The organism is Helicobacter sp. MIT 21-1697 (assembly GCF_026241255.1).
GTDB lineage: Bacteria > Campylobacterota > Campylobacteria > Campylobacterales > Helicobacteraceae > Helicobacter_C.
Genome location: NZ_JAPHNC010000005.1, coordinates 88,691 through 107,676, shown reverse-complemented (window position 1 = coordinate 107,676; position 18,986 = coordinate 88,691). Strand labels below are relative to the sequence as shown.

The 18,986-nt window shown below is 39.1% G+C and carries 19 protein-coding genes; all 19 read left to right on the top strand.

Annotated features, from left to right (window positions below; translation table 11 throughout):
• Position 1: 1 nt before the first annotated feature.
• The 19 genes from infA (at position 2) to OQH61_RS06165 (ending at position 18,955) form a co-directional block, all read left to right on the top strand.
• Positions 2–220: a translation initiation factor IF-1 gene (gene infA / locus OQH61_RS06255; RefSeq protein ID WP_011116239.1), complete on the top strand. Its 219-nt coding sequence runs from the start codon at positions 2–4 to the stop codon at positions 218–220.
• A gap of 85 nt (positions 221–305) precedes the next feature.
• On the top strand, positions 306–419 hold the full coding sequence (gene rpmJ / locus OQH61_RS06250) for a 50S ribosomal protein L36 (RefSeq protein ID WP_034367579.1): 114 nt from the start codon (positions 306–308) through the stop codon (positions 417–419).
• 3 nt (positions 420–422) lie between these two features.
• Positions 423–785, top strand: a complete 363-nt coding sequence (gene rpsM / locus OQH61_RS06245) for a 30S ribosomal protein S13 (protein WP_011116240.1) — start codon at positions 423–425, stop codon at positions 783–785.
• Positions 786–796: 11 nt separating this feature from the next.
• Positions 797–1,189, top strand: coding sequence for a 30S ribosomal protein S11 (rpsK, locus tag OQH61_RS06240; protein ID WP_011116241.1), 393 nt, complete (start codon positions 797–799; stop codon positions 1,187–1,189).
• Positions 1,190–1,199: 10 nt separating this feature from the next.
• Positions 1,200–1,826: a 30S ribosomal protein S4 gene (gene rpsD, locus OQH61_RS06235; RefSeq protein WP_266026504.1), complete on the top strand. Its 627-nt coding sequence runs from the start codon at positions 1,200–1,202 to the stop codon at positions 1,824–1,826.
• Between the two features lie 27 nt (positions 1,827–1,853).
• Positions 1,854–2,858: a DNA-directed RNA polymerase subunit alpha gene (locus OQH61_RS06230; protein ID WP_266026502.1), complete on the top strand. Its 1,005-nt coding sequence runs from the start codon at positions 1,854–1,856 to the stop codon at positions 2,856–2,858.
• A gap of 14 nt (positions 2,859–2,872) precedes the next feature.
• Positions 2,873–3,223: a 50S ribosomal protein L17 gene (gene rplQ / locus OQH61_RS06225; RefSeq protein WP_266026500.1), complete on the top strand. Its 351-nt coding sequence runs from the start codon at positions 2,873–2,875 to the stop codon at positions 3,221–3,223.
• 101 nt (positions 3,224–3,324) lie between these two features.
• Positions 3,325–5,175, top strand: coding sequence for a bifunctional chorismate-binding protein/class IV aminotransferase (locus tag OQH61_RS06220; RefSeq protein ID WP_266026499.1), 1,851 nt, complete (start codon positions 3,325–3,327; stop codon positions 5,173–5,175).
• Positions 5,176–5,182: 7 nt separating this feature from the next.
• Positions 5,183–5,773, top strand: coding sequence for an anthranilate synthase component II (locus tag OQH61_RS06215; RefSeq protein WP_266026497.1), 591 nt, complete (start codon positions 5,183–5,185; stop codon positions 5,771–5,773).
• A 165-nt stretch (positions 5,774–5,938) separates the two neighbouring features.
• Positions 5,939–7,471 (top strand): 4Fe-4S dicluster domain-containing protein, encoded by a 1,533-nt coding sequence (locus OQH61_RS06210; RefSeq protein ID WP_266026496.1) that lies wholly within the window; start codon positions 5,939–5,941, stop codon positions 7,469–7,471.
• Positions 7,471–8,130: a molecular chaperone TorD family protein gene (locus OQH61_RS06205; protein WP_266026495.1), complete on the top strand. Its 660-nt coding sequence runs from the start codon at positions 7,471–7,473 to the stop codon at positions 8,128–8,130. Before OQH61_RS06210 ends, OQH61_RS06205 begins: the two co-directional genes overlap by 1 nt.
• Before the next feature lie 91 nt (positions 8,131–8,221).
• Positions 8,222–8,437 carry a twin-arginine translocation signal domain-containing protein gene (locus OQH61_RS06200; RefSeq protein WP_266026494.1) on the top strand — a complete coding sequence of 72 codons (216 nt, stop codon included), beginning with the start codon at positions 8,222–8,224 and terminating at the stop codon, positions 8,435–8,437.
• A 20-nt stretch (positions 8,438–8,457) separates the two neighbouring features.
• Positions 8,458–11,280, top strand: coding sequence for a molybdopterin-dependent oxidoreductase (locus tag OQH61_RS06195; RefSeq protein ID WP_266026492.1), 2,823 nt, complete (start codon positions 8,458–8,460; stop codon positions 11,278–11,280).
• Positions 11,281–11,294: 14 nt separating this feature from the next.
• Complete coding sequence (gene fdh3B / locus OQH61_RS06190; protein WP_034367629.1) at positions 11,295–11,924, top strand: formate dehydrogenase FDH3 subunit beta; 630 nt, start codon at positions 11,295–11,297, stop codon at positions 11,922–11,924.
• Between the two features lie 10 nt (positions 11,925–11,934).
• The gene (locus tag OQH61_RS06185; RefSeq protein ID WP_266026490.1) at positions 11,935–12,909 is read left to right on the top strand and encodes a formate dehydrogenase subunit gamma; all 975 of its coding nucleotides are present in this window, start codon (positions 11,935–11,937) and stop codon (positions 12,907–12,909) included.
• An 8-nt stretch (positions 12,910–12,917) separates the two neighbouring features.
• On the top strand, positions 12,918–13,697 hold the full coding sequence (gene fdhD, locus OQH61_RS06180) for a formate dehydrogenase accessory sulfurtransferase FdhD (protein ID WP_266026489.1): 780 nt from the start codon (positions 12,918–12,920) through the stop codon (positions 13,695–13,697).
• Positions 13,698–13,792: 95 nt separating this feature from the next.
• Positions 13,793–15,160: a TolC family protein gene (locus OQH61_RS06175; protein ID WP_266026488.1), complete on the top strand. Its 1,368-nt coding sequence runs from the start codon at positions 13,793–13,795 to the stop codon at positions 15,158–15,160.
• A 19-nt stretch (positions 15,161–15,179) separates the two neighbouring features.
• The gene (locus OQH61_RS06170; RefSeq protein WP_266026486.1) at positions 15,180–15,881 is read left to right on the top strand and encodes an efflux RND transporter periplasmic adaptor subunit; all 702 of its coding nucleotides are present in this window, start codon (positions 15,180–15,182) and stop codon (positions 15,879–15,881) included.
• Positions 15,881–18,955: an efflux RND transporter permease subunit gene (locus tag OQH61_RS06165; RefSeq protein ID WP_266026484.1), complete on the top strand. Its 3,075-nt coding sequence runs from the start codon at positions 15,881–15,883 to the stop codon at positions 18,953–18,955. The genes OQH61_RS06170 and OQH61_RS06165 overlap by 1 nt, the downstream gene beginning before the upstream one ends.
• Positions 18,956–18,986: the final 31 nt, after the last annotated feature.

The window sequence follows — 18,986 nt, the reverse complement described above, 5'->3', positions numbered from 1 at the left end:
AATGGCAAAAGATGATGTGATTGAAGTTGATGGTAAGGTTATTGAAGCCTTGCCAAATGCGACTTTTCGCGTGCAGCTTGAAAATGGGCATATAGTGTTGTGTCATATTGCAGGCAAAATGCGTATGCATTATATTAAGATTTTACCCGGCGATATGGTTAAAATTGAATTAACTCCATATAGTTTGGATAAGGGCAGAATCACTTATAGGCATAAATAGTGCTTTTGTAAGTAGTTTTTAATTATTTTTTTTATAGAATCGGCGGTTTTAACTCAAAAAAGTTAAAAAATACAAAGGAGTAAGTATGAAAGTTAGACCTTCAGTCAAAAAAATGTGCGACAAGTGTAAGGTTATTAAGCGTAAGGGTATAGTTCGGGTAATTTGTTCTACCCCAAAACATAAACAAAGACAAGGATAAAAAATGGCTAGAATTGCTGGTGTAGATTTGCCAAAAAAGAAAAGAGTGGAGTATGCTCTCACTTATATTTATGGCATTGGACTTAAGAGTTCTCAAGATATTCTTAAGGCTGTGAATATTTCTTTTGATAAGCGAGTTTCTGATCTCAGCGAAGATGAAGTCTCATCTATTGCAAAAAAGATTCAAGAAAGTTATATGGTAGAGGGCGACCTTAGAAAGAAAGTAACAATGGATATTAAATCCTTAATGGATTTAGGGAGTTACAGGGGCTTGAGACATAGAAAGGGTTTGCCTGTTCGGGGACAAACTACCAAAAATAATGCTCGCACGCGCAAGGGCAAAAAGAAAACAGTTGGTAGTAAGTAAGGAGTGTAGGTATGGCAAAAAAAAGTGTAACAAAGAAAAAAAATGTCAAAAAAAATATTGCACGAGGTATAGTGTGCATTTCTGCATCATTTAACAATACAAATGTAACAATCACTGATGAAATGGGCAATGTATTGTGTTGGGCTACTGCTGGTGGATTGGGATTCAAAGGAAGCAAGAAATCCACACCTTATGCTGCACAGCAAGCAGTAGAATCTGCAATGGAAAAGGCAAAAGAGCACGGCATCAAGGAAGTGGGCATTAAGGTTCAAGGACCCGGCAGCGGACGCGAAACAGCTGTAAAAAGTGTAGGAGCTGTTGAAGGTATCAAGGTGCTATGGCTTAAAGATATTACGCCATTGCCACATAATGGGTGCAGACCACCAAAAAGACGAAGAGTGTAAGGGAGTATAAATGGCACGATATAGAGGACCAGTTGAAAAATTAGAGAGACGATTTGGCATATCTCTTGCGCTCAAGGGTGAAAGGAGATTGGCAGGTAAATGCGCGCTTGATAAGCGTCCTTATGGACCCGGGCAGCACGGGCAAAAGCGAGGCAAGATTTCTGAATATGGTTTGCAGCTTCGCGAAAAACAAAAAGCCAAAATTATGTATGGCGTAAGCGAAAAGCAATTCCGCGCACTTTTTAAAGAAGCTAATCGCCAAGAAGGCAATACAGGTGAGAATCTTGTGCGTATTATTGAGCAACGACTTGATAATGTTGTGTATCGTATGGGTTTTGCGACAACACGTCGCTTTGCGCGTCAGCTTGTTACACACGGGCATATTCTTATCAATGGTAAACGTGTAGATATTCCCTCGTATATGGTAAAGCCCGGACAAAAGATTGAGGTAAAAGAAAAAAGTAAAAATAATCCTCAAGTGATTCGGGCGATTGATTTGACTTCTCAAACAGGTATTGTTCCTTGGGTGGATGTGGATAAGGAAAAGAAATTTGGCATATTCACGCGTTTTCCGCAAAGGGAAGAGGTTGTAATACCTATTGAGGAAAGACTAATCGTTGAGCTTTACTCTAAATAAGAAATAAAACATAAGGATGGTTGTAGAATGAATATGATTAAAATTGAGCCTTATATCCCTACTGATATAAGCATTGAGGAAGTTTCAACCAATAGAATCAAAATTAGCGTTTATCCTTTTGAATCAGGTTACGCTATCACTCTTGCTCACCCTATTCGCCGCTTGCTTCTTTCAAGCTCTGTGGGGTATGCTCCTATTGCATTAAGGATTCAGGGTGTAACACACGAATTTGATTCAATTAGGGGTATTGTAGAAGATGTATCGCATTTTATCACGAATCTTAAGAACATTCGTTTTCTTATCAAGGATAAAGAGAGTGATAATGTGCAGCTTCACTATGAGTTTAAGGGTCCAATGGTTTTAAGTGCAAACGAACTTGTTAATGATATGGTAGGGATTGTTAATCCGGAAGCATATTTAGCAACAATCAATGAGAATGCTTCTTTGAGCTTTTCTCTTATTGTGCAAAAGGGTATCGGATATGTGCCAAGTGAAAGCATACGTGGCAAAATTTCAGAGGATTATATCCCACTTGATGCGTATTTTACGCCTGTAAAAAAAGCAGTGTATGAAATTGAAAATGTGCTTGTTGAAGATAATCCAAATTATGAAAAGATTGTGTTTGACATTGAGACAGATGGACAGATTGAACCTATCACAGCCTTTAAGGAAGCCATAGCCATAATGCACAAGCAAATGAGCATTTTTGGTGTGGATTTAAGCGCTGCTTCTAATAGCGCAAGGAATATTTCTGAAGATTCTGGAGAGCTTAAAACTTTGATGATTAAAATAGACACGCTCAGCTTGAGTGCGCGTTGTTTTAATTGCCTTGATAGGTCTGGTTTAAAATATGTAGGTGAGCTTGTGATTATGAGTGAGAACGAGCTTAAAAATATCAAAAATATGGGTAAGAAATCTTATGATGAAATTGCTGAAAAGCTTTATGAGCTTGGATACCCTGTTGGTGGGGAGATTGCTGATGATATTTTGCTAATGCTTAATCGTAAGTTAGCAAAGATTAAGAATAATTAGTTGGGAGCAAAACAATGAGACATAGACACGGATATAGGAAATTAGGGCGGACTTCAGCCCATCGCAAGGCATTGCTTAAGAATCTTGCTATCGCACTTATTGAATATGGCAAGATTGAAACAAGCGTTTTTAAGGCAAAGGAATTGCAAAGTTATATTGAAAAGCTTATTACAACAGCGCGCAGTGGAGATTTGAATGCGCATCGCTATGTGTTTGCATATTTGCAACATAAGGGAGCTACAAAAAAGCTTGTTACAGAACTAGCGCCTAAATATGCTTCGCGCAATGGTGGATATACAAGAATCCAGCGCACACGACTGCGCCGAGGCGATGCTTCACAAATGGCATTTATTGAGTTTGTATAATCAAACTCTTGTCGCCAAATTCTATCTACTGCTTAAAATAGGGAATAATACTCTCTCCCTAAATTTTTCAAATATTTAATGCTCTAAGGTAGCATTATGCGATGATTTATGGCAATTTTAAATATAAAAATCCTACAAGAAAGCTCATTGCCTTTGATGTGCAAGGAGTTTTAAGCGCACTTGAATGTATAGAATCTACCCTCAAATCCAAGCCCAAAGGCTATTTTGTCGGCTATATGACTTATGAGGCGGGCGTGTTGCTCCAAGCCTATCAGGCAAAGGCATATATTCATCTCTCTAGGCATTTAAAGACTACAATATCTCCATACAAGCAGCCATTGCTGTATTTTGCATATTTCACTCAAAGGCACAAATGTAAAAATCTCAAAATGCCACATCATACGCCATTCTCACTCTTTGCTTTACAAGGGCTTGATAATGAGCGTTATAAGAGCGCATTTAAGCGCATTAAAGAGTATATTTTAAAAGGCGAGAGTTATCAAATTAATTATACCCAAGAGTTAAAGCTTTACTCCAAAGTGCGCTCCAAGCAGCTTTTTAAGGAGATTCTATTGCGCCAAAACACCGCATATAAGGCATATATCAAAAATACCTTTGGTGAGATTCTTTGCTTTTCGCCCGAACTTTTCTTTAAGGTAAAAAATCGCACAATTACTGCCCAACCGATGAAAGGCACGATAAAAAGGGCAAAAATCCATACGTTAGATTCTCTGCAAAAGCGCACATTGCAGCAAGATAGAAAAAATCGTAGCGAAAATATGATGATTGTAGATTTATTGCGCAATGATTTAAGCAAGATTATCAAGCCTAATTCCTTACATATAAAGAATCTCTGCGCGATAAAGAGCTATCCCACGCTTTTTCAAATGGTTTCTACTTTGCAGGGCAAAATCTCCAAGCACACTTCATTGCGCGATATTTTCTGTGCGCTTTTTCCTTGTGGTAGCATTACGGGTGCGCCAAAGCTTAAAACAATGGAGATTATTCAGAGTTTAGAATCTCGCCAAAGGGGTGTGTATTGCGGTGCATTGGGCGTGATTTCTGCTAAGAAAATGTCATTTTGTGTGCCTATTCGCACACTTTTTAAATCTACAAAAGAGGATTTTTATCGCTATGGTGTGGGAAGTGGGGTAGTGTGGGATTCTGTATGCGAGAGTGAATATGCCGAACTTGCGCTTAAAACTCATTTCTTACAAGCCATTCCTTTAGAATCTTTTGCACTCTTTGAGACAATGCTTTTTGATAATGGACGCATTTTTCTTTTAAAAGAGCATTTAGAACGACTTTTGCGCTCTGCTCGTCAATGTGGTTTTGATGTTACCCATCTTGTCTCATTTGTTACATCTTTTAGGGAATCTTATGTGCCACATCTTACATTTTCGCATCTTGTATTTCCGCACATTGAGAGCTTGGCACAACGAGATTGTGTGAAACAAGCACAGGTATTTTTTACATTTTGCAAACAACAAATGCCACAAGAGCGTGCAATATTGCGATTAAGCCTCTTGCCAAATGGCAGCTTGAATCTTGTAATCAAACCTTTTGTGCCTCATCGCTCTACTCGTGTAATTCTCTCTGCATATAGGCAAGATTCTCATAATCTCTTTTTACGCCACAAAAGCACACAAAGAGCACATTTTGCAGATTCTGTAAAACTTATAGAATCTGGCGCGGTATTTGATGTGCTCTATTGTAACCAAAAGGGTGAGCTATGCGAGGGTGCGCGAAGCAATATCGTGCTTGAGATAGAGGGGAGATTCTATACGCCAAAGCGCAAAAGTGGGTTGCTTAGTGGCACTTTGGCTCAAGTATTACTCCAAAGTGGAGCGATAGAGGCAAAAACTTTAACACATAAACATCTTGCAAAAGCGCAGACAATCTACTGCATAAATTCTGTGCGTGGCATAGTGCAGGTGCAGCTTGATAAATGAAGACACAATGAATAGACAAAAGCATAAAGCACCAAAAGTGCTAATGATTGATAATTATGATTCTTTTACTTACAATGTGCTTTATTTGCTCAAGCAATGTGGTGCAAAGGCTCTTGTCGTGCCAAATGATATATCTTTATTGGCATTAGAGCAGCTTTGTGAAAAGCATTCTATCGCTCATCTTATTATCTCTCCGGGTCCGAGCCACCCTTTAGAATCAGGTGTGTGTCTTGATGCGATTAGGCATTTTGCGCCAACGAAGAAGATTCTAGGTATTTGTTTGGGACATCAATGTATCGCTCAAGCCTTTGGGGGAGAGGTTATTTCTCTTGCAAATCCCACACACGGCAAAAATGCACATTTTTATTTTACTCCACACCCTTTGTTTAAAGGTATCAGGCAGGGGGTAAAAGTTGCTCTCTATCATTCGCTCTATGTGAGTAAATTAGGGCAGTGTGAAGCATTAGGGTATAGTGAAAGCGGAGTGCTCCTCGCACTTAAAGCGCGAGATTATCAAAGCTATGGCGTGCAATTCCACCCTGAATCTATCCTACAAGAGCAAGGAAGGTGTATAGTGCAAAACTTTCTTGCATTGTAACATTTGATGATAAAGAGATAAACTTGTGCAAGAGTGTTACAAAAACCGATATGTTGTAAATTATATAAAAGTATTTGGGTTAAAAAATGCTTTAATTTTTGCTGAAGTGAAGTATTATATTGCATAAGATTTGGGAATAATCGCAATGAAGAAAGTAAGGTAAAGATGAAAGACACAATCAATGAAATTTTAAGCAATGAAGAATTAGAAATCCTGCAAGAATGCAATGAGCTCACGCTTGATTTTACTTCTTTTAGCAAAGATATTTTAAGCATAGTTACGCCACATTGTGTGGTAATAGGCTATGGAGAGTTATGCGATGAATTTTTAGCACTTTGTGTCAATGAAAAACATACTGCACTTGAGGTGCTTCATCTTTTACCACAAGATTTTGTGCGTCTTAGCGGACATCTTGGAGATTTTAAATTATATTTCAAAAACGCTCAAGGTGAGATTGATGAAATTACTACTTCGCAAGTAGTTTCATTTGCTCCACTTGAGAATCTCCCTCATTTTAAAGGTGTGCATACACCAAATATGTATGACAGCGCAGATTCAATGTTGCAAGTTTTGCTTTCTTTATGTGGGGAGCAAGCTTATAGTCGCCATATTGTCTTTGACCCATTGCATTGCCAATATCAGGGAAGGCGGACATTGCCAAATGGCGATAATATTTGCCATAGCTGTGTTGATATATGCCCAACTATGGGTGTAAGTAGCGATGATTCTCTAAAGATATTGCAGCTCTCCCCGATTGATTGTATTGCTTGTGGTAAATGCGTGAGTGTGTGTCCCACAGGAAGTATGCAACGCGAAGGCGATGGATTGGAAGCCTTTACTTATAAAGCACGACTTTATAAAGGGCGCATACCACTTATAATAGCAAGGTCAGATTTTGAATCGCCCCATTTTACTCATAACTTTCGCGCACTTAGGAAGCATAATTCCTTACTCCTGCCTTTTGTGTTAGAAGTGCCAGATATGCTTAATAGCACTTATTTCCTTACACTTTTGCAAGAGAGTAGCTCATCTGTTGTGGTTTATACGCCTTTAGGAGAGCATATACACGATGAGGTAGAATCTATCAATACTATCTATAAGCGCATTTTTGATAAAGAGGCGATTTTTTTCTACCAAGAAGATGCTCTTTCGTGTTTAGATGAGATTGCACCACTTACGCAAAGCCACTATATTTATACACCCACAAGCAAGGAGAGCAGCAAAGATATTTTTGCTGAACGTATGCGTTTTTGGATTAAGCAAGAAGAATATGGCAAAGTGGCAATTAAGGGCTTTGGTATTGTGGGTATTGATGCACAAAACTGCACAATGTGCCTTAGTTGCGTAGAAGCGTGCAACACAAATGCCCTGATTAACAATAATTCATCATTTGAGTTGCTTTATAAATCCTCACTCTGCACGGATTGTGGGTATTGTGTGGCAAGTTGTGCCGAAAAAGTCTTAAGTATAGAATCTCACATACTCAATCTTATTCCACAAAGCTTTGAATATACTAAAATTGCAGCTGATGAACCCTTTAGATGTGTAGAATGTGATAAAATTTTTGCTACGCGTAAAAGTATTGAAAAAATTAAGGGTATTCTTGCCCCTGCTTTTGGCAGCGATACTCTTAAGCTTAAAACTTTAGAATGCTGTGCGGATTGCAAGGTAAAAGTGATGTTTGAGGGAGCGCATTAATGGCACGAGATGTTTTGGAATCCGTAGCAAATGCAAGAGCATTATATTATGATTTTTTTGCAGGATTATTTTTGTATGAATTATTAAGTGAGCGCTCAAACGTGTTGTTAAAACAAGTAAAAATTTTAAAAGAAAATATCCTTGATGAGCGAGATAGTGTGCATTTTGAGCTTTTAGAGAGTGAGTTAGAGCGTAAGGGTATAGAGCAGATTCTGCGCGAATATACGCATACTTTTATCTTGCCTTTTGCTGTGCCTCAAGACAATGTGCCATTGCCTCAAAAGAATAAAAAAGAAAAAAAAGAGATGAGCAATTCTCAAATAATGCTCTATCTCTCCCATTACCTTGAGGGACATTTGAATGGCAAGGCTTTACTTCAAGCTCGGACTCTTACTAAACAAAGCACTTTTAGGCTCAATACTCAAGAATGTAAAGAAAGTGAGGAGCACTTAGGCTTTTTGTTGCTTTTAATGCGGTATCTTTTGCTCTCTCCCAATGAGGGAGACAGAGCGTTGAGCGTCCAAGTTGTAAATGAGTTAGTGATTCCTTTAGGGGATTTTGTTGTAGATGCACTTATTCAAAGAGAGGATTTGAGTTATTATGCAAGTGTGGGCTATTTATTGCAGAGTTTTTTAAATGTGGAGCGGAGTTTAAAATGAAGATTCTTTAGTATTAGGGGGTAAGTTGATTTGAGCTCTTAACATAAAGGGTTCAAATGGGTTTATCCCAAAGTCAAAAAAAGGAGGCTATATGTCTAAAATGCAAGAAAGCAATCAAACTCGGCGTAAGTTTTTAAAAACTGCTGGAGTAGGTGGTGCTGTGGTTGCGATAGGCTCTCTTAGTTTGACTGGTTGTTCTGGAGAACACGCACAAAAAGAAGTCATCAGAGGCAAGAGCAAAAAGCAAGAAGTGTTGTATCGTGATGATACGAAATATTGGCAAACTTATTTTTCAGTTGCCAAATAAACAATAAATAAGGAGTGAAAATGAGCGAGGCAAACAATAGACGCAATGCTCGGCGTTCATTCCTCAAGCTCTCTGCATTGGCTTCTGTGGCTGGTGTAAGCAGTGCTTTGGGAAATGAGGGTGAGAAAATTGTTAGGTCAGCAAGTGAGGCAGAGCTTAAGGAAAAATATCCACAAGCTCAAAAAATTAAAACCATTTGCACACACTGCTCTGTAGGTTGTGGTGTAATTGCTGAAGTGCAAGATGGCGTATGGGTGCGTCAAGAAGTGGCACAAGACCACCCAATTTCACAAGGTGGGCATTGTTGCAAAGGTGCAGATTTAATTGATAGAGCAAGAAGCGAAACAAGATTGCGCTATCCTTTGGCAAAAGAAAATGGACAATGGACAAGACTTAAATATGATGAGGCAATGGATAAAATCGCTGCACAGCTTAAGCAAATTAGAGAAGAAAGCGGTCCTGATGCGGTGATGTTTTTAGGAAGTGCAAAATGTTCTAATGAGCAAAGCTATTACATTCGTAAGTTTGCAGCATTTTTTGGGACAAATAATATAGATCATTGCGCTAGAGTTTGACACAGCCCAACAGTCGCCGGTGTGGCGAATACATTCGGGTATGGTGGTATGACAAATCATCTTGGCGATATGATGTTCTCAAAATATATTTTAGTCATCGGAGCAAACCCAGCAGTCAATCACCCTGTATCAATGGTGCATATTTTGCGCGCTAAAGAGCAAGGTGCAAAGCTTGTGTGCATTGACCCGCGTTTTACAAAAACTGCAGCTAAATGTGATGAATTTCATAGAATCCGCAGCGGGACAGATATAGCCTTTGCTTATGGATTGCTCAATCATATTATTGCTAAAAAGCTTTATGATGAACAATTCCTCAAAGAGAGAGTATATGGCTATGAGGATATTATCAAAGAGGCACAAAAATTCTCACCAGAAGTGGCAGCAGATATTTGTGGAATCCCAGCTGATGAAATTAGACATATTGCTGAAGAAATGGCAGCGGCAAAACCTGCAAGTTTGATTTGGAATCAAGGGCTTACACAACATACCATTGGCACAAGCAATACAAGAATTATGCCTATTTTGCAAATGTTTTTGGGTAATATTGGTAAAAATGGCGGAGGCGTGAATATCTTAAGAGGGCACGATAATGTGCAGGGAGCTTCAGATATGAACAACCTTGCAGATTCTTTGCCCGGATATTATGGGTTAGGCGAGCCTGCTTGGCGACATTTTTGTAAGCATTGGGGCGTTGAGTATGAATGGATGCTTTCTCGCTTCAAAGATGCAGAAATGATGGGTAAAACCGGTTTTGCCCATTCTACTTGGAAGTTTGGTGTGCTAGATGAGGAAAATGCTGCAAATAATGGTGGCACAAAATTGCGTGCTCTTGTTGTGATTGGTTCAGGTATGACAACGGTTTCTTTGCTTGATTTGCAAAAAAAGGCAATGGATATGTTGGATTTGGTAGTATTTGTTGATCCTTATGTCAATGACTTGGCAATTTATAGTGATAGAAGCGATAATCTTTTTATGCTTCCAGCAGCTTCGCAAATGGAGACAAGCGGAAGTGTCGCAGCAACAAATCGTAGCTATCAATGGCGCTCTAAAGTAATGGAACCACTCTTTGAATGCCGACCTGATGAGGAGTTCCTTTTTGGTTTAGCCGATAGACTAGGATTCTTAAAAGAATTGCAATGGCGACTTTATGATATAGCAAAATCAAAAGGGCGAGAGCAATTTATGTGGCCAGAGGACGCAACTACTGAGCTTACCCAAAGTATTCGTAGCATTGGGTTGCAAGGTATGAGTCCAGAGAGGCTAAAAGCTCACCAAGAAAATTGGCATTTATTTGATAAAGTAACGCTGGAAGGCACAGGAGAGTTTAAGGGAGATTATTATGGGCTACCTTGGCCTTGTTGGAGTGATAAACACCCCGGCACCCCTGTAATGTATAATGATAGCATTCCTGTTATGCGTGGAGGTATGGGATTCCGCGTGAATTGGGGTGTTACAAGTCCAGATGGACAAAGTATGCTCACTTCCAGAAGTTTGCCTAATGCAAAACATAGCGGCGGACACGCTCCTGTAACTGCAGCAAATGCAGAATCTTTAGGGATTAAACTTACAGAATCTGAAAAAGCAGCGATTGAGGGAAGCACTTTTGCTTTGGGTATAGGCAATAATATTTTGGTAGAAAAAGCACTAGAAGCGGGATTATGTCCTTATGGCAATGGAAAAGCAAGAGCAAATGTATGGAATTGGTATGATAAGATTCCATTGCATCGTGAGCCTTTGCACTCTGTGCGAGGGGATTTGGTAGATAAATATCCAAGTTTTCCAGATAAGCCAAATCTTTTCCGCGCTAATGTGAAGTATGTTTCGCGCCAAAAGGAAAAAGATTGGGTAAAAGAATTTCCTATCAATATGCTTAGCGGGCGTTTAGTGGCTCATATGGGGACAGGAGCAGAAACGCGTAGTGCGAAATATTTAGCCGAAGTAGAGGGAGAAATGTTTGTGGAGATTCACCCAAATAAAGCTGGAGAGCTTAATGTAAAAAATGGCGATTTGGTGTGGATATATGGAACAAATGGTTGCAGAATCCTTGTCCCTGCGAAAATTTCCACAAGAGTAGATGAAAATAGTATTTGGTTGCCTCAAAATTTCTCTGGTATGGACCAAGGAGAATCGCGACTTGATAAATATCCAGAAGGCACAAAACCTTATGCAATAGGCGAATCGGCAAATATGATTAGCAGTTATGGATATGATTACAACTCTGCTTGTCCGGAAACAAAATGTGGTTTATGCCGCATTGAAAAAGCGTAATAAAAGGATAAAAAATGAGTAATACGATTCCAAAAAACCTTGAGCATTTCTCAAGGATAAAATTTTATTGCGATACAAATCGTTGCATTGAATGCCACGGGTGCGATGTAGCTTGCAAAGAGGCTCATCATTTGCCTGTTGGCGTTAATCGCAGACGCGTTGTTGTCCTCAATGAAGGTGTAGTAGGCAAAGAGAGTGCAGTTTCTATTGCTTGTATGCATTGTGCTGATGCACCTTGTGCAAAGGTTTGCCCTGTGGATTGTTTTTATATTCGCGCTGATGGTATTGTTTTGCACGATAAAAAAACTTGTATCGGCTGTGGCTATTGCCTTTATGCTTGTCCTTTTGGAGCTCCACAATTTCCCAAATCTGATGTATTTGGCTCACGTGGTGCTATGGACAAATGCACATTCTGTGCTGGTGGTCCCGAAGAAACTCATAGCACAGAAGAATACAAGCTCTATGGGCAAAATCGTATAGCTGAAGGCAAAGTGCCAATGTGTGCTTCTATGTGCTCTACAAAGGCATTACTAGCTGGAAGTGGTGAGCAACTCTCACATATTATTACACATCGTGCAAGCACAAAAGGCGAAAATATTCCCAATGCTGTGCCTAATGTGTGGAAAACCGCTTATGAGGATTAAGGAGGATTCTATGAAATGGTATTTTAGAATCTGCTTGATTGTAGCAAGTCTTTGTGCTTTTGTAATTGCTGCTGACCCAAGTGTCCCACAAGAGGGTGGCAAACAATATGCAGAGGTTATAAGCGGAAATAACGCACTCATTGCACCAGCAGATAGGGCTAATCCCCATCTTTATGGAGGACCAGAAATTGCTGCGATTAAGGGTTGGGGTGTGGATTCACCCAATTCTTTTGGTTGGGGTGAGCTTTTTACAATCTTGCAGGAGCAATATTTTGCTTTGATTTTCTTGTTGATTGTCATTTTTGTGCCTATGGCATTTTATGGGCATTATAAACTTGTAGGCAAGCGGCATTATTCACATAATAGCTTTTTGGTTGTTTTTACTAAATACAATATCGTTGTGCATTGGTGTGCAGCTGTGCCTTTTGTGATGTTGTGTCTTACAGGGCTTATGATGGTTTTTGGTGATAAGCTCGGCGGTGGCGCACTTATTCGCTTTGCTCGCGATGTGCATGGCTTTGCTACAATCTTCTTTGCGGTATTTGGCACATTAATGTTGCTTATGTGGGCAAAAGATTGTCTTTTTAAAGCTCACGATATTAAATGGATGATGATGCTTGGGGGTTATCTTGATAAAGTCAATCGTGAAATTCCAGCTCATAAGTTTAATGCAGGGCAAAAAATGTGGTTTTGGGTCGCTACGCTCGGCGGTGGTGTAATGGTCTTTAGTGGTGCAGTAATGTTTTTTCAATGCACAGATATTAATACCTTGCGCATTTTAGCAATTTTACACAATGTTATGGGCTTTGCCATCATTGCACTTTTGATTACTCACATTTATATGGCAGTTTTTGCTATTGAAGGAGCGATAGAATCTATCCTTAATGGTAAAATGGGCGAGGAAGAGCTTTCTATGCTCCATAGTCTTTATTATAAGGATTTAAAGGCTCAAGGCAAGTTAGATTCTATGCGCATAAAGCATTAGGAGAGTAAGTGGGCGACTTTGTGCATCAGATGCGTATGGCAAGGCTCTCGCGTGATGGTTCATTGGAAGTGTGCGAAGATGACATCATTGAGGAGCAACGCATAGCATTTTATCTCAATGGCACGAAGCTTCTTTCTGTGATGAGTTTGCCCTATCATCAAGATGCTCATTTGGTAGGATTTTTGATGAATGAGGGTGTATTAGAAAGCGTGAATGATATTATCTCGCTTGAAACTGCCTCTGATGGCTTGAGTGTGTATATGAATGCTCATATTAAAGAGGATAGGCTCAATCACCTCCATAAAGAAAAAACTCTAACAACAGGCTGTTGTGTTGGAGTAAGTGCAAATTTTGATGGAGAGATTATCCAAAAGTTTATTGCTTCAAATATGCGCGTAAATACACACACAATCTTTAAACTCCTTGATGAATTTAATCAGCCAAGTGCGCTTTTTGAGCGCACAGGTTGTGTGCATAAGGCAATGCTCGTGTGTAAAGAGATACTTGTGAGCGAAGATATTGGGCGTCATAATGCCATTGATAAAGTCATTGGCAGGGCAAGACTTGCTTCACTTGATATGAGTGAGGCAATACTTATTGTAAGCGGACGTTTGTCAATGGAAATGGTGATTAAAGCCGCAATGAGTGATATTCCCATAGTGATTTCACGTTCTGCTACAACATATTTGGGGATTCAATCTGCACAGGTTTTGGGCGTTACTCTTGTAGGTTTTGCACGTGGCGATACGCTTAATATTTACACTCACCCTTCACGTATTACAAAATAATAGAAAATATAGTTGCATATGCAACTCTATTTACAAAATTGAGTTACAATACCAGCCTTAAAATACAAATTGATAATAAACAAGGAGTATAGCTTATGAAAAGAATTATCCTTACATTGGGATTTTTCTCTCTCTTGAATGCTCAACAAGCACCACAAGATTCTGTGCCTTATCTTGTCCAAGTGCAAGATAAGGCACAAAATACAGAATCTACACAATCTAGCGGTAGAGTTTTTACGCTTGTGGAGCTTATTGAGGGGGCAAAGAAAAATTATAATCTTGAAGCCAAAGATTTGGCGATTTTACAAGCTCAAGCGACAAGTAGGGCAGCTTGGGGGGAATTTTTGCCCACTCTTGATGGAGCTTATCAATACCAAGATACGGATAATCCAAGTATGCGTATGAAAACTCATACAGGGAGCATAAAGGGAAATTGGGAAGTCTTTAGCGGGTTTAAAACTTATAACAAAGTGCGCGAAAAAGGCTCTCTCTATCGTGCAAGCATTGAGGATAGGGAAAATACAAAAGACCAGCTTTTCTTAAGTGTGATTGAGCAATATTATGGTTATTTTACTAATCGTGCCCAGCTTGTGAGCTTAGACCAAAAGCGTATTCAGCTGCAATCTAATATTAAACGCGTGGAGAGGCTTTTTAATTCAGGGCTTACGACTATTGATGATGTAGAATCTTTGCGCGCAGAAGCACTTGCTACCGAGCACGATATTGAAAATATCAAAATGGAGATTGAAAAAAACAAACTTATGCTTTCACTCCTTGCAAATACAGAGGTGCAAGAGCTTGAACGCAAAAATATTAAAGCCCCACTTTTTACACTTGATGAAAATCGCCACGATTTGAATATGCTTAACTTCCAAGCATTGAGCGCAAAATATCAGGCACGACAATTTAATTATTTGCCTATTTTAAGTATCAGTGATACCTATATAGTCAATAGTGATATTACTAAGCCCGGAGCGATTAGTTTTAAAGAAGATTTAACTCAATGGGGTGGGGGTGGTCCTACTCAAATGTTGCCTATGTTACAGCGTCAATTTCCACTCAATCAGAATCAAATTATGATTAACGCAACTATCCACCTTGACGCGCTGACGACTTATCGGCAGTATGAAGCAGCTCAACTTGGCTATCTCAAATCCCTTAAAGAGCTTGCTTATAAAAAAGAAGAGCAAAAAAAAGATGAAAAAATGTATCGCAAAAGCCTTGAGATTGCCGTAGCAAAGATTAAAGCCTCTGAAGCGGCATTGCGTTCAGCAAATATTGCATTTGAAAATGTGGCAAAAAAATATGATGCACAGATTCTCAATTTTGTAGATTATCTTCAATCTTTGACAAAAAAATTTGAAGCAGAATCAACTTATAACCAAGCACTCAATAATTATGAAATGCAAAAAGCATATTATATTTATTATAGCGGACAAGATTTGCAGCAGCATATTGAATAGTGCAAAAAGGAGGAGAGAGATGAAAAAGGTTTTAGGTATAGTAGTGGGGATTTTGTTTGCTCACTCAATGTGGGCAGAAGATGTGTATGCGATTTTTAACGCTGAAGCCATCAAAGATGCTAATTTAAATCTTGCTACAAGTGGCATTGTCTCTGATATTTTTGTTGATGTGGGCAGTGAGGTGCAAACAGGAGATTTGCTTCTTAATCTTTTTAATCAAGATATTATCGCTCAAGTGCATTCTGTTGAACAACAATATATTTTTGCCAAAAAGCAGTGGGAGAGGTATAAACGCTCTGGTGGGGCAGTAGATAAAAATACGCTTGATAGATACCTTTCAGAATACAAAAAACTTGAGGCAGATTATAGCTATCAAAAGGCGGTTTTAAGTAAAACACAGCTAAAAGCACCATTTGATGGTGTGATAGCTTCCAAAGAGGTTGAGCTTGGCGATGGTGTAAGTGCGCAAAGCACAAATCTTTTTAGAATCATCAGTAAAGATGTGAAGCTTGTTTTGGAATTTGATTTTAAATATATAAGCAAAGTCAAAGTGGGTGATAGATTTGATTTCCGCATTGATGGGCGCAAGGAAGATTTACACACAACAATAAGCAAAATCTACCCCACTGCAAGCACAAGTACGCGTAAGGTAAAGGCTGAAGCGGTGGTAAAAGACATCATTCCGGGCACATTTGGTGATGGCTACATAAGGACAAAATAATGTATAAATTTGCCATTACTCGTCCTATATCAACTTTAATGTTTGCCTTTGCTATCTTGTTTTTTGGATTCTTAGGCGTATTTAAAATGCCAACTTCGCTTTTCCCCGATATTGACTTTCCTGTGGCAGTGGTTATCACAGCTTATCCGGGTGCAAGTGCGGAGATTGTAGAGACAAAAGTAACAGATAAGATTGAAGAAGCGATTATGGGTATTGATGGACTCAAAAAAGTAACTTCAAGTTCAGCGCGTAATTCAAGTGTCGTCATTGTGCAGTTTGAGCTTGAAAAGCCTTTGAGTGATGCGGTCAATGATGTGCGAGATAAAGTGGGCACGGTGCAGCTTGATTCTGGAGTGAAAAGTCCAGCAGTTTATAAATTTGATAGCTCCTCTGCTCCTATTATCTCTCTTTTTCTCACAAGTGATAAGGTAACTCCTGCTGAAATGATGCGCCACGCTAAAGATAATGTCAAGCCTTTATTGCAAAAAATCTCGGGTGTTGGTGGCGTTGAGATGAGAGGGCATAGGGAGCGACAAATTAGAATCTTCGCTAGTCCTAGCGCTCTGAATAAATATGGCATAACTTATACAGATATTGCTAATAAAGTGGGATTAGAGAATCTAGAAATTGATGGTGGGAAGCTTATTGGGACATTGGAGGAATGGGCTATAACAACTGATGCTCAAAGTGCTGATGTGAGTGATATAGGCAATATTCGCATTAAAGAGGGCATTAGATTGGCTGATATTGCTACGATTGAAGATAGCATTGAAGAGGATAAGACTTTTGCATCATTTAATAAAACTCCGGGTGTGATTTTTGAGGTGCAAAAAATCTCGGGTGCGAATGATATTGCTATTGCCGATGCGGTGATGAAAGTGCTGCCGCAAATAGAATCTATAAGCCCTGAATATGAGATTAAGCTTTTTAAAGATACGACAAAAAATGTGCGTGCCGCAATTTCTTCGGTGGAGTTTGATGTGGTTTTAGGTGTATTTTTGGCAGTATCTGTGGTGTTTCTCTTTTTGCGAAGTGCGACTATTACGCTTGTTTCAGCCATAAGTATTCCCATTTCTATTTTTGGGACTTTTGCATTAATGAATTTTTTTGGATTTTCTTTAAATATGCTCACACTCCTTGCAGTGGCTCTTGCGATTGGGATTATCATAGATGATGCGATTGTTGTGATTGAAAATATCCACAAAAAGCTTGAGCAGGGTATGCGTAAGCGTGAAGCAGCTTATGAGGGTGTGCGTGAAATTGGCTTTGCACTCATTGCTATTTCGGCGATGCTTTTATCTGTGTTTATCCCTGTCGGGAGTATGAGCGGAATCGTAGGGAGATTCTTCCAAAGCTTTGGTATAACCGTGGCTGCAGCAATTGGTATTTCATATATTGTTGTGATTACAATTATTCCGATGATTTCATCTATTGTAGTAAATCCCCAACACTCAAAATTCTATCATCGCACAGAACCATTTTTCAAAAAGCTTGATGCGTATTATGTAAAAACTTTAGCCTTTGTGCTTGCCAATAGAATCAAAGTTATTGCGGGTATTTTTGGTATATTCTTTCTTTCTCTCACACTCATAGCAAAGCTTGGTATGGAATTTATTATCCCTGATGATAAGGGCGAATTTCAAGTGTTTATGGAAACTAAGCCGGGCACGAGTATGACAGCAATGAAAGAAAAAACAAATGAATTGCAAGATATTGTAATGGCTCATCAAGATATTGATTTTACGACTTTGCAGATTGGATACACTGACCAAAAGACGATTTTTAAGGCGCAGATTTATGCAAAACTCAAACCCAAAAAAGAGCGCGCAAATAAAGAATCGCAGTTTAAAATTATGGCTGATATAGGAGCGCAACTTAAATCAAGTGCAGTGGGGAAAGAATTTGTCATTTCAACATCTGAAGTATCAGATTTTGGTGGAGGAGATAATTCACCTTATCAAGTGGCGATTCTTGCGCCTGATGGCGCAATTCTGAATAAAACAAAGGATAATCTCATAAATCTTTTAAAAACTGACCCAAAGTTGGCTGGTAAGGTTACGAATATTCACCTTAATACTTCTGATGATTTGCCTGAATATCGTCTCAAAGTGCTTCGTGCGAATGCTGATAGATATGGAGTAAATGCGCAAGATATTGGAAATGTCGTGCGAGGGGCATTTTCTGGTGAGGCGATTGTTGGGTATTTTAAAGATAGAGGCAAGGAATATGATATTACGATTCGTGTGCCCGATAATGATAGAATCTCGCTTAATGATATTAAAAAATTGCAGGTAAGAAATAGTAAGGGTGAGTTGATGTTTGTAGAGGGACTTGTAGAAATAGAGCATACTACTGCTCCTTCGGTGATTTCGCGATTTGACAGGCAGCGAAGTGTTACGATATATGCCTACCCTCTCAAAGATTCTGATATTTCATTGGGTGATATGATGAGTGTAACTGCACAAAAACAAACTCAATGGCTTGAGCCCGGGGCAACCTTTAGGCTTCAAGGTGAGGCTGAAAATGCGCAAGAAATGATGATAGCCTTTCTTGTTGCAGTTTTAACAGCGATTGTATTAATTTATCTTATCCTTGCTGCCCTTTATGAATCTTTCCTGCAACCTGTTGTTATTATGATGACTTTGCCTTTTAGTTTTGCTGGAGCATTTATTGCACTTTTTGTTGTGCAGCAGCCTTTTAGTATGTTTTCGCTTATGGGGCTTATGATACTTATGGGCTTAGTGGGCAAAAATGCTACTTTGCTTATTGATGTGGCGAATGAAAAGCGTAAAGAAGGATATAGCACTGATGAGGCTCTTATTTTAGCTGGAGAATCGCGTTTGCGCCCGATTTTGATGACGACCATTGCTATGGTTTTTGGTATGATACCTCTTGCTATTTCTTCGGGCTCAGGTGCTGGTATGAAATCGCCTATGGGGATTTGTATTATCGGGGGCTTGCTGTTTTCAATGTTTTTGAGTTTGCTCATTGTTCCTGCAATTTATCGTTTTATCGCACCTATAGATGATTGGTTGCAGAAATTCTATAAACCTAAAGCAGAAGATAAATTCTAAAAGGGTATAATCTTAGCATTTCAAGTCATCA

Bases quoted from the DNA above. Each gene is read 5' to 3' on its own strand.
- OQH61_RS06205 (WP_266026495.1), top strand. From the start codon at position 7,471: ATGGCACGAGATGTTTTGGAATCCGTAGCAAATGCAAGAGCATTATAT.
- OQH61_RS06220 (WP_266026499.1), top strand. From the start codon at position 3,325: ATGATTTATGGCAATTTTAAATATAAAAATCCTACAAGAAAGCTCATT.
- fdh3B (WP_034367629.1), top strand. From the start codon at position 11,295: ATGAGTAATACGATTCCAAAAAACCTTGAGCATTTCTCAAGGATAAAA.
- rpsM (WP_011116240.1), top strand. From the start codon at position 423: ATGGCTAGAATTGCTGGTGTAGATTTGCCAAAAAAGAAAAGAGTGGAG.
- OQH61_RS06175 (WP_266026488.1), top strand. From the start codon at position 13,793: ATGAAAAGAATTATCCTTACATTGGGATTTTTCTCTCTCTTGAATGCT.
- rplQ (WP_266026500.1), top strand. From the start codon at position 2,873: ATGAGACATAGACACGGATATAGGAAATTAGGGCGGACTTCAGCCCAT.
- OQH61_RS06170 (WP_266026486.1), top strand. From the start codon at position 15,180: ATGAAAAAGGTTTTAGGTATAGTAGTGGGGATTTTGTTTGCTCACTCA.
- OQH61_RS06200 (WP_266026494.1), top strand. From the start codon at position 8,222: ATGTCTAAAATGCAAGAAAGCAATCAAACTCGGCGTAAGTTTTTAAAA.
- OQH61_RS06215 (WP_266026497.1), top strand. From the start codon at position 5,183: ATGAATAGACAAAAGCATAAAGCACCAAAAGTGCTAATGATTGATAAT.
- rpsK (WP_011116241.1), top strand. From the start codon at position 797: ATGGCAAAAAAAAGTGTAACAAAGAAAAAAAATGTCAAAAAAAATATT.
- OQH61_RS06165 (WP_266026484.1), top strand. From the start codon at position 15,881: ATGTATAAATTTGCCATTACTCGTCCTATATCAACTTTAATGTTTGCC.
- OQH61_RS06230 (WP_266026502.1), top strand. From the start codon at position 1,854: ATGAATATGATTAAAATTGAGCCTTATATCCCTACTGATATAAGCATT.
- OQH61_RS06210 (WP_266026496.1), top strand. From the start codon at position 5,939: ATGAAAGACACAATCAATGAAATTTTAAGCAATGAAGAATTAGAAATC.
- OQH61_RS06185 (WP_266026490.1), top strand. From the start codon at position 11,935: ATGAAATGGTATTTTAGAATCTGCTTGATTGTAGCAAGTCTTTGTGCT.
- rpmJ (WP_034367579.1), top strand. From the start codon at position 306: ATGAAAGTTAGACCTTCAGTCAAAAAAATGTGCGACAAGTGTAAGGTT.
- rpsD (WP_266026504.1), top strand. From the start codon at position 1,200: ATGGCACGATATAGAGGACCAGTTGAAAAATTAGAGAGACGATTTGGC.
- infA (WP_011116239.1), top strand. From the start codon at position 2: ATGGCAAAAGATGATGTGATTGAAGTTGATGGTAAGGTTATTGAAGCC.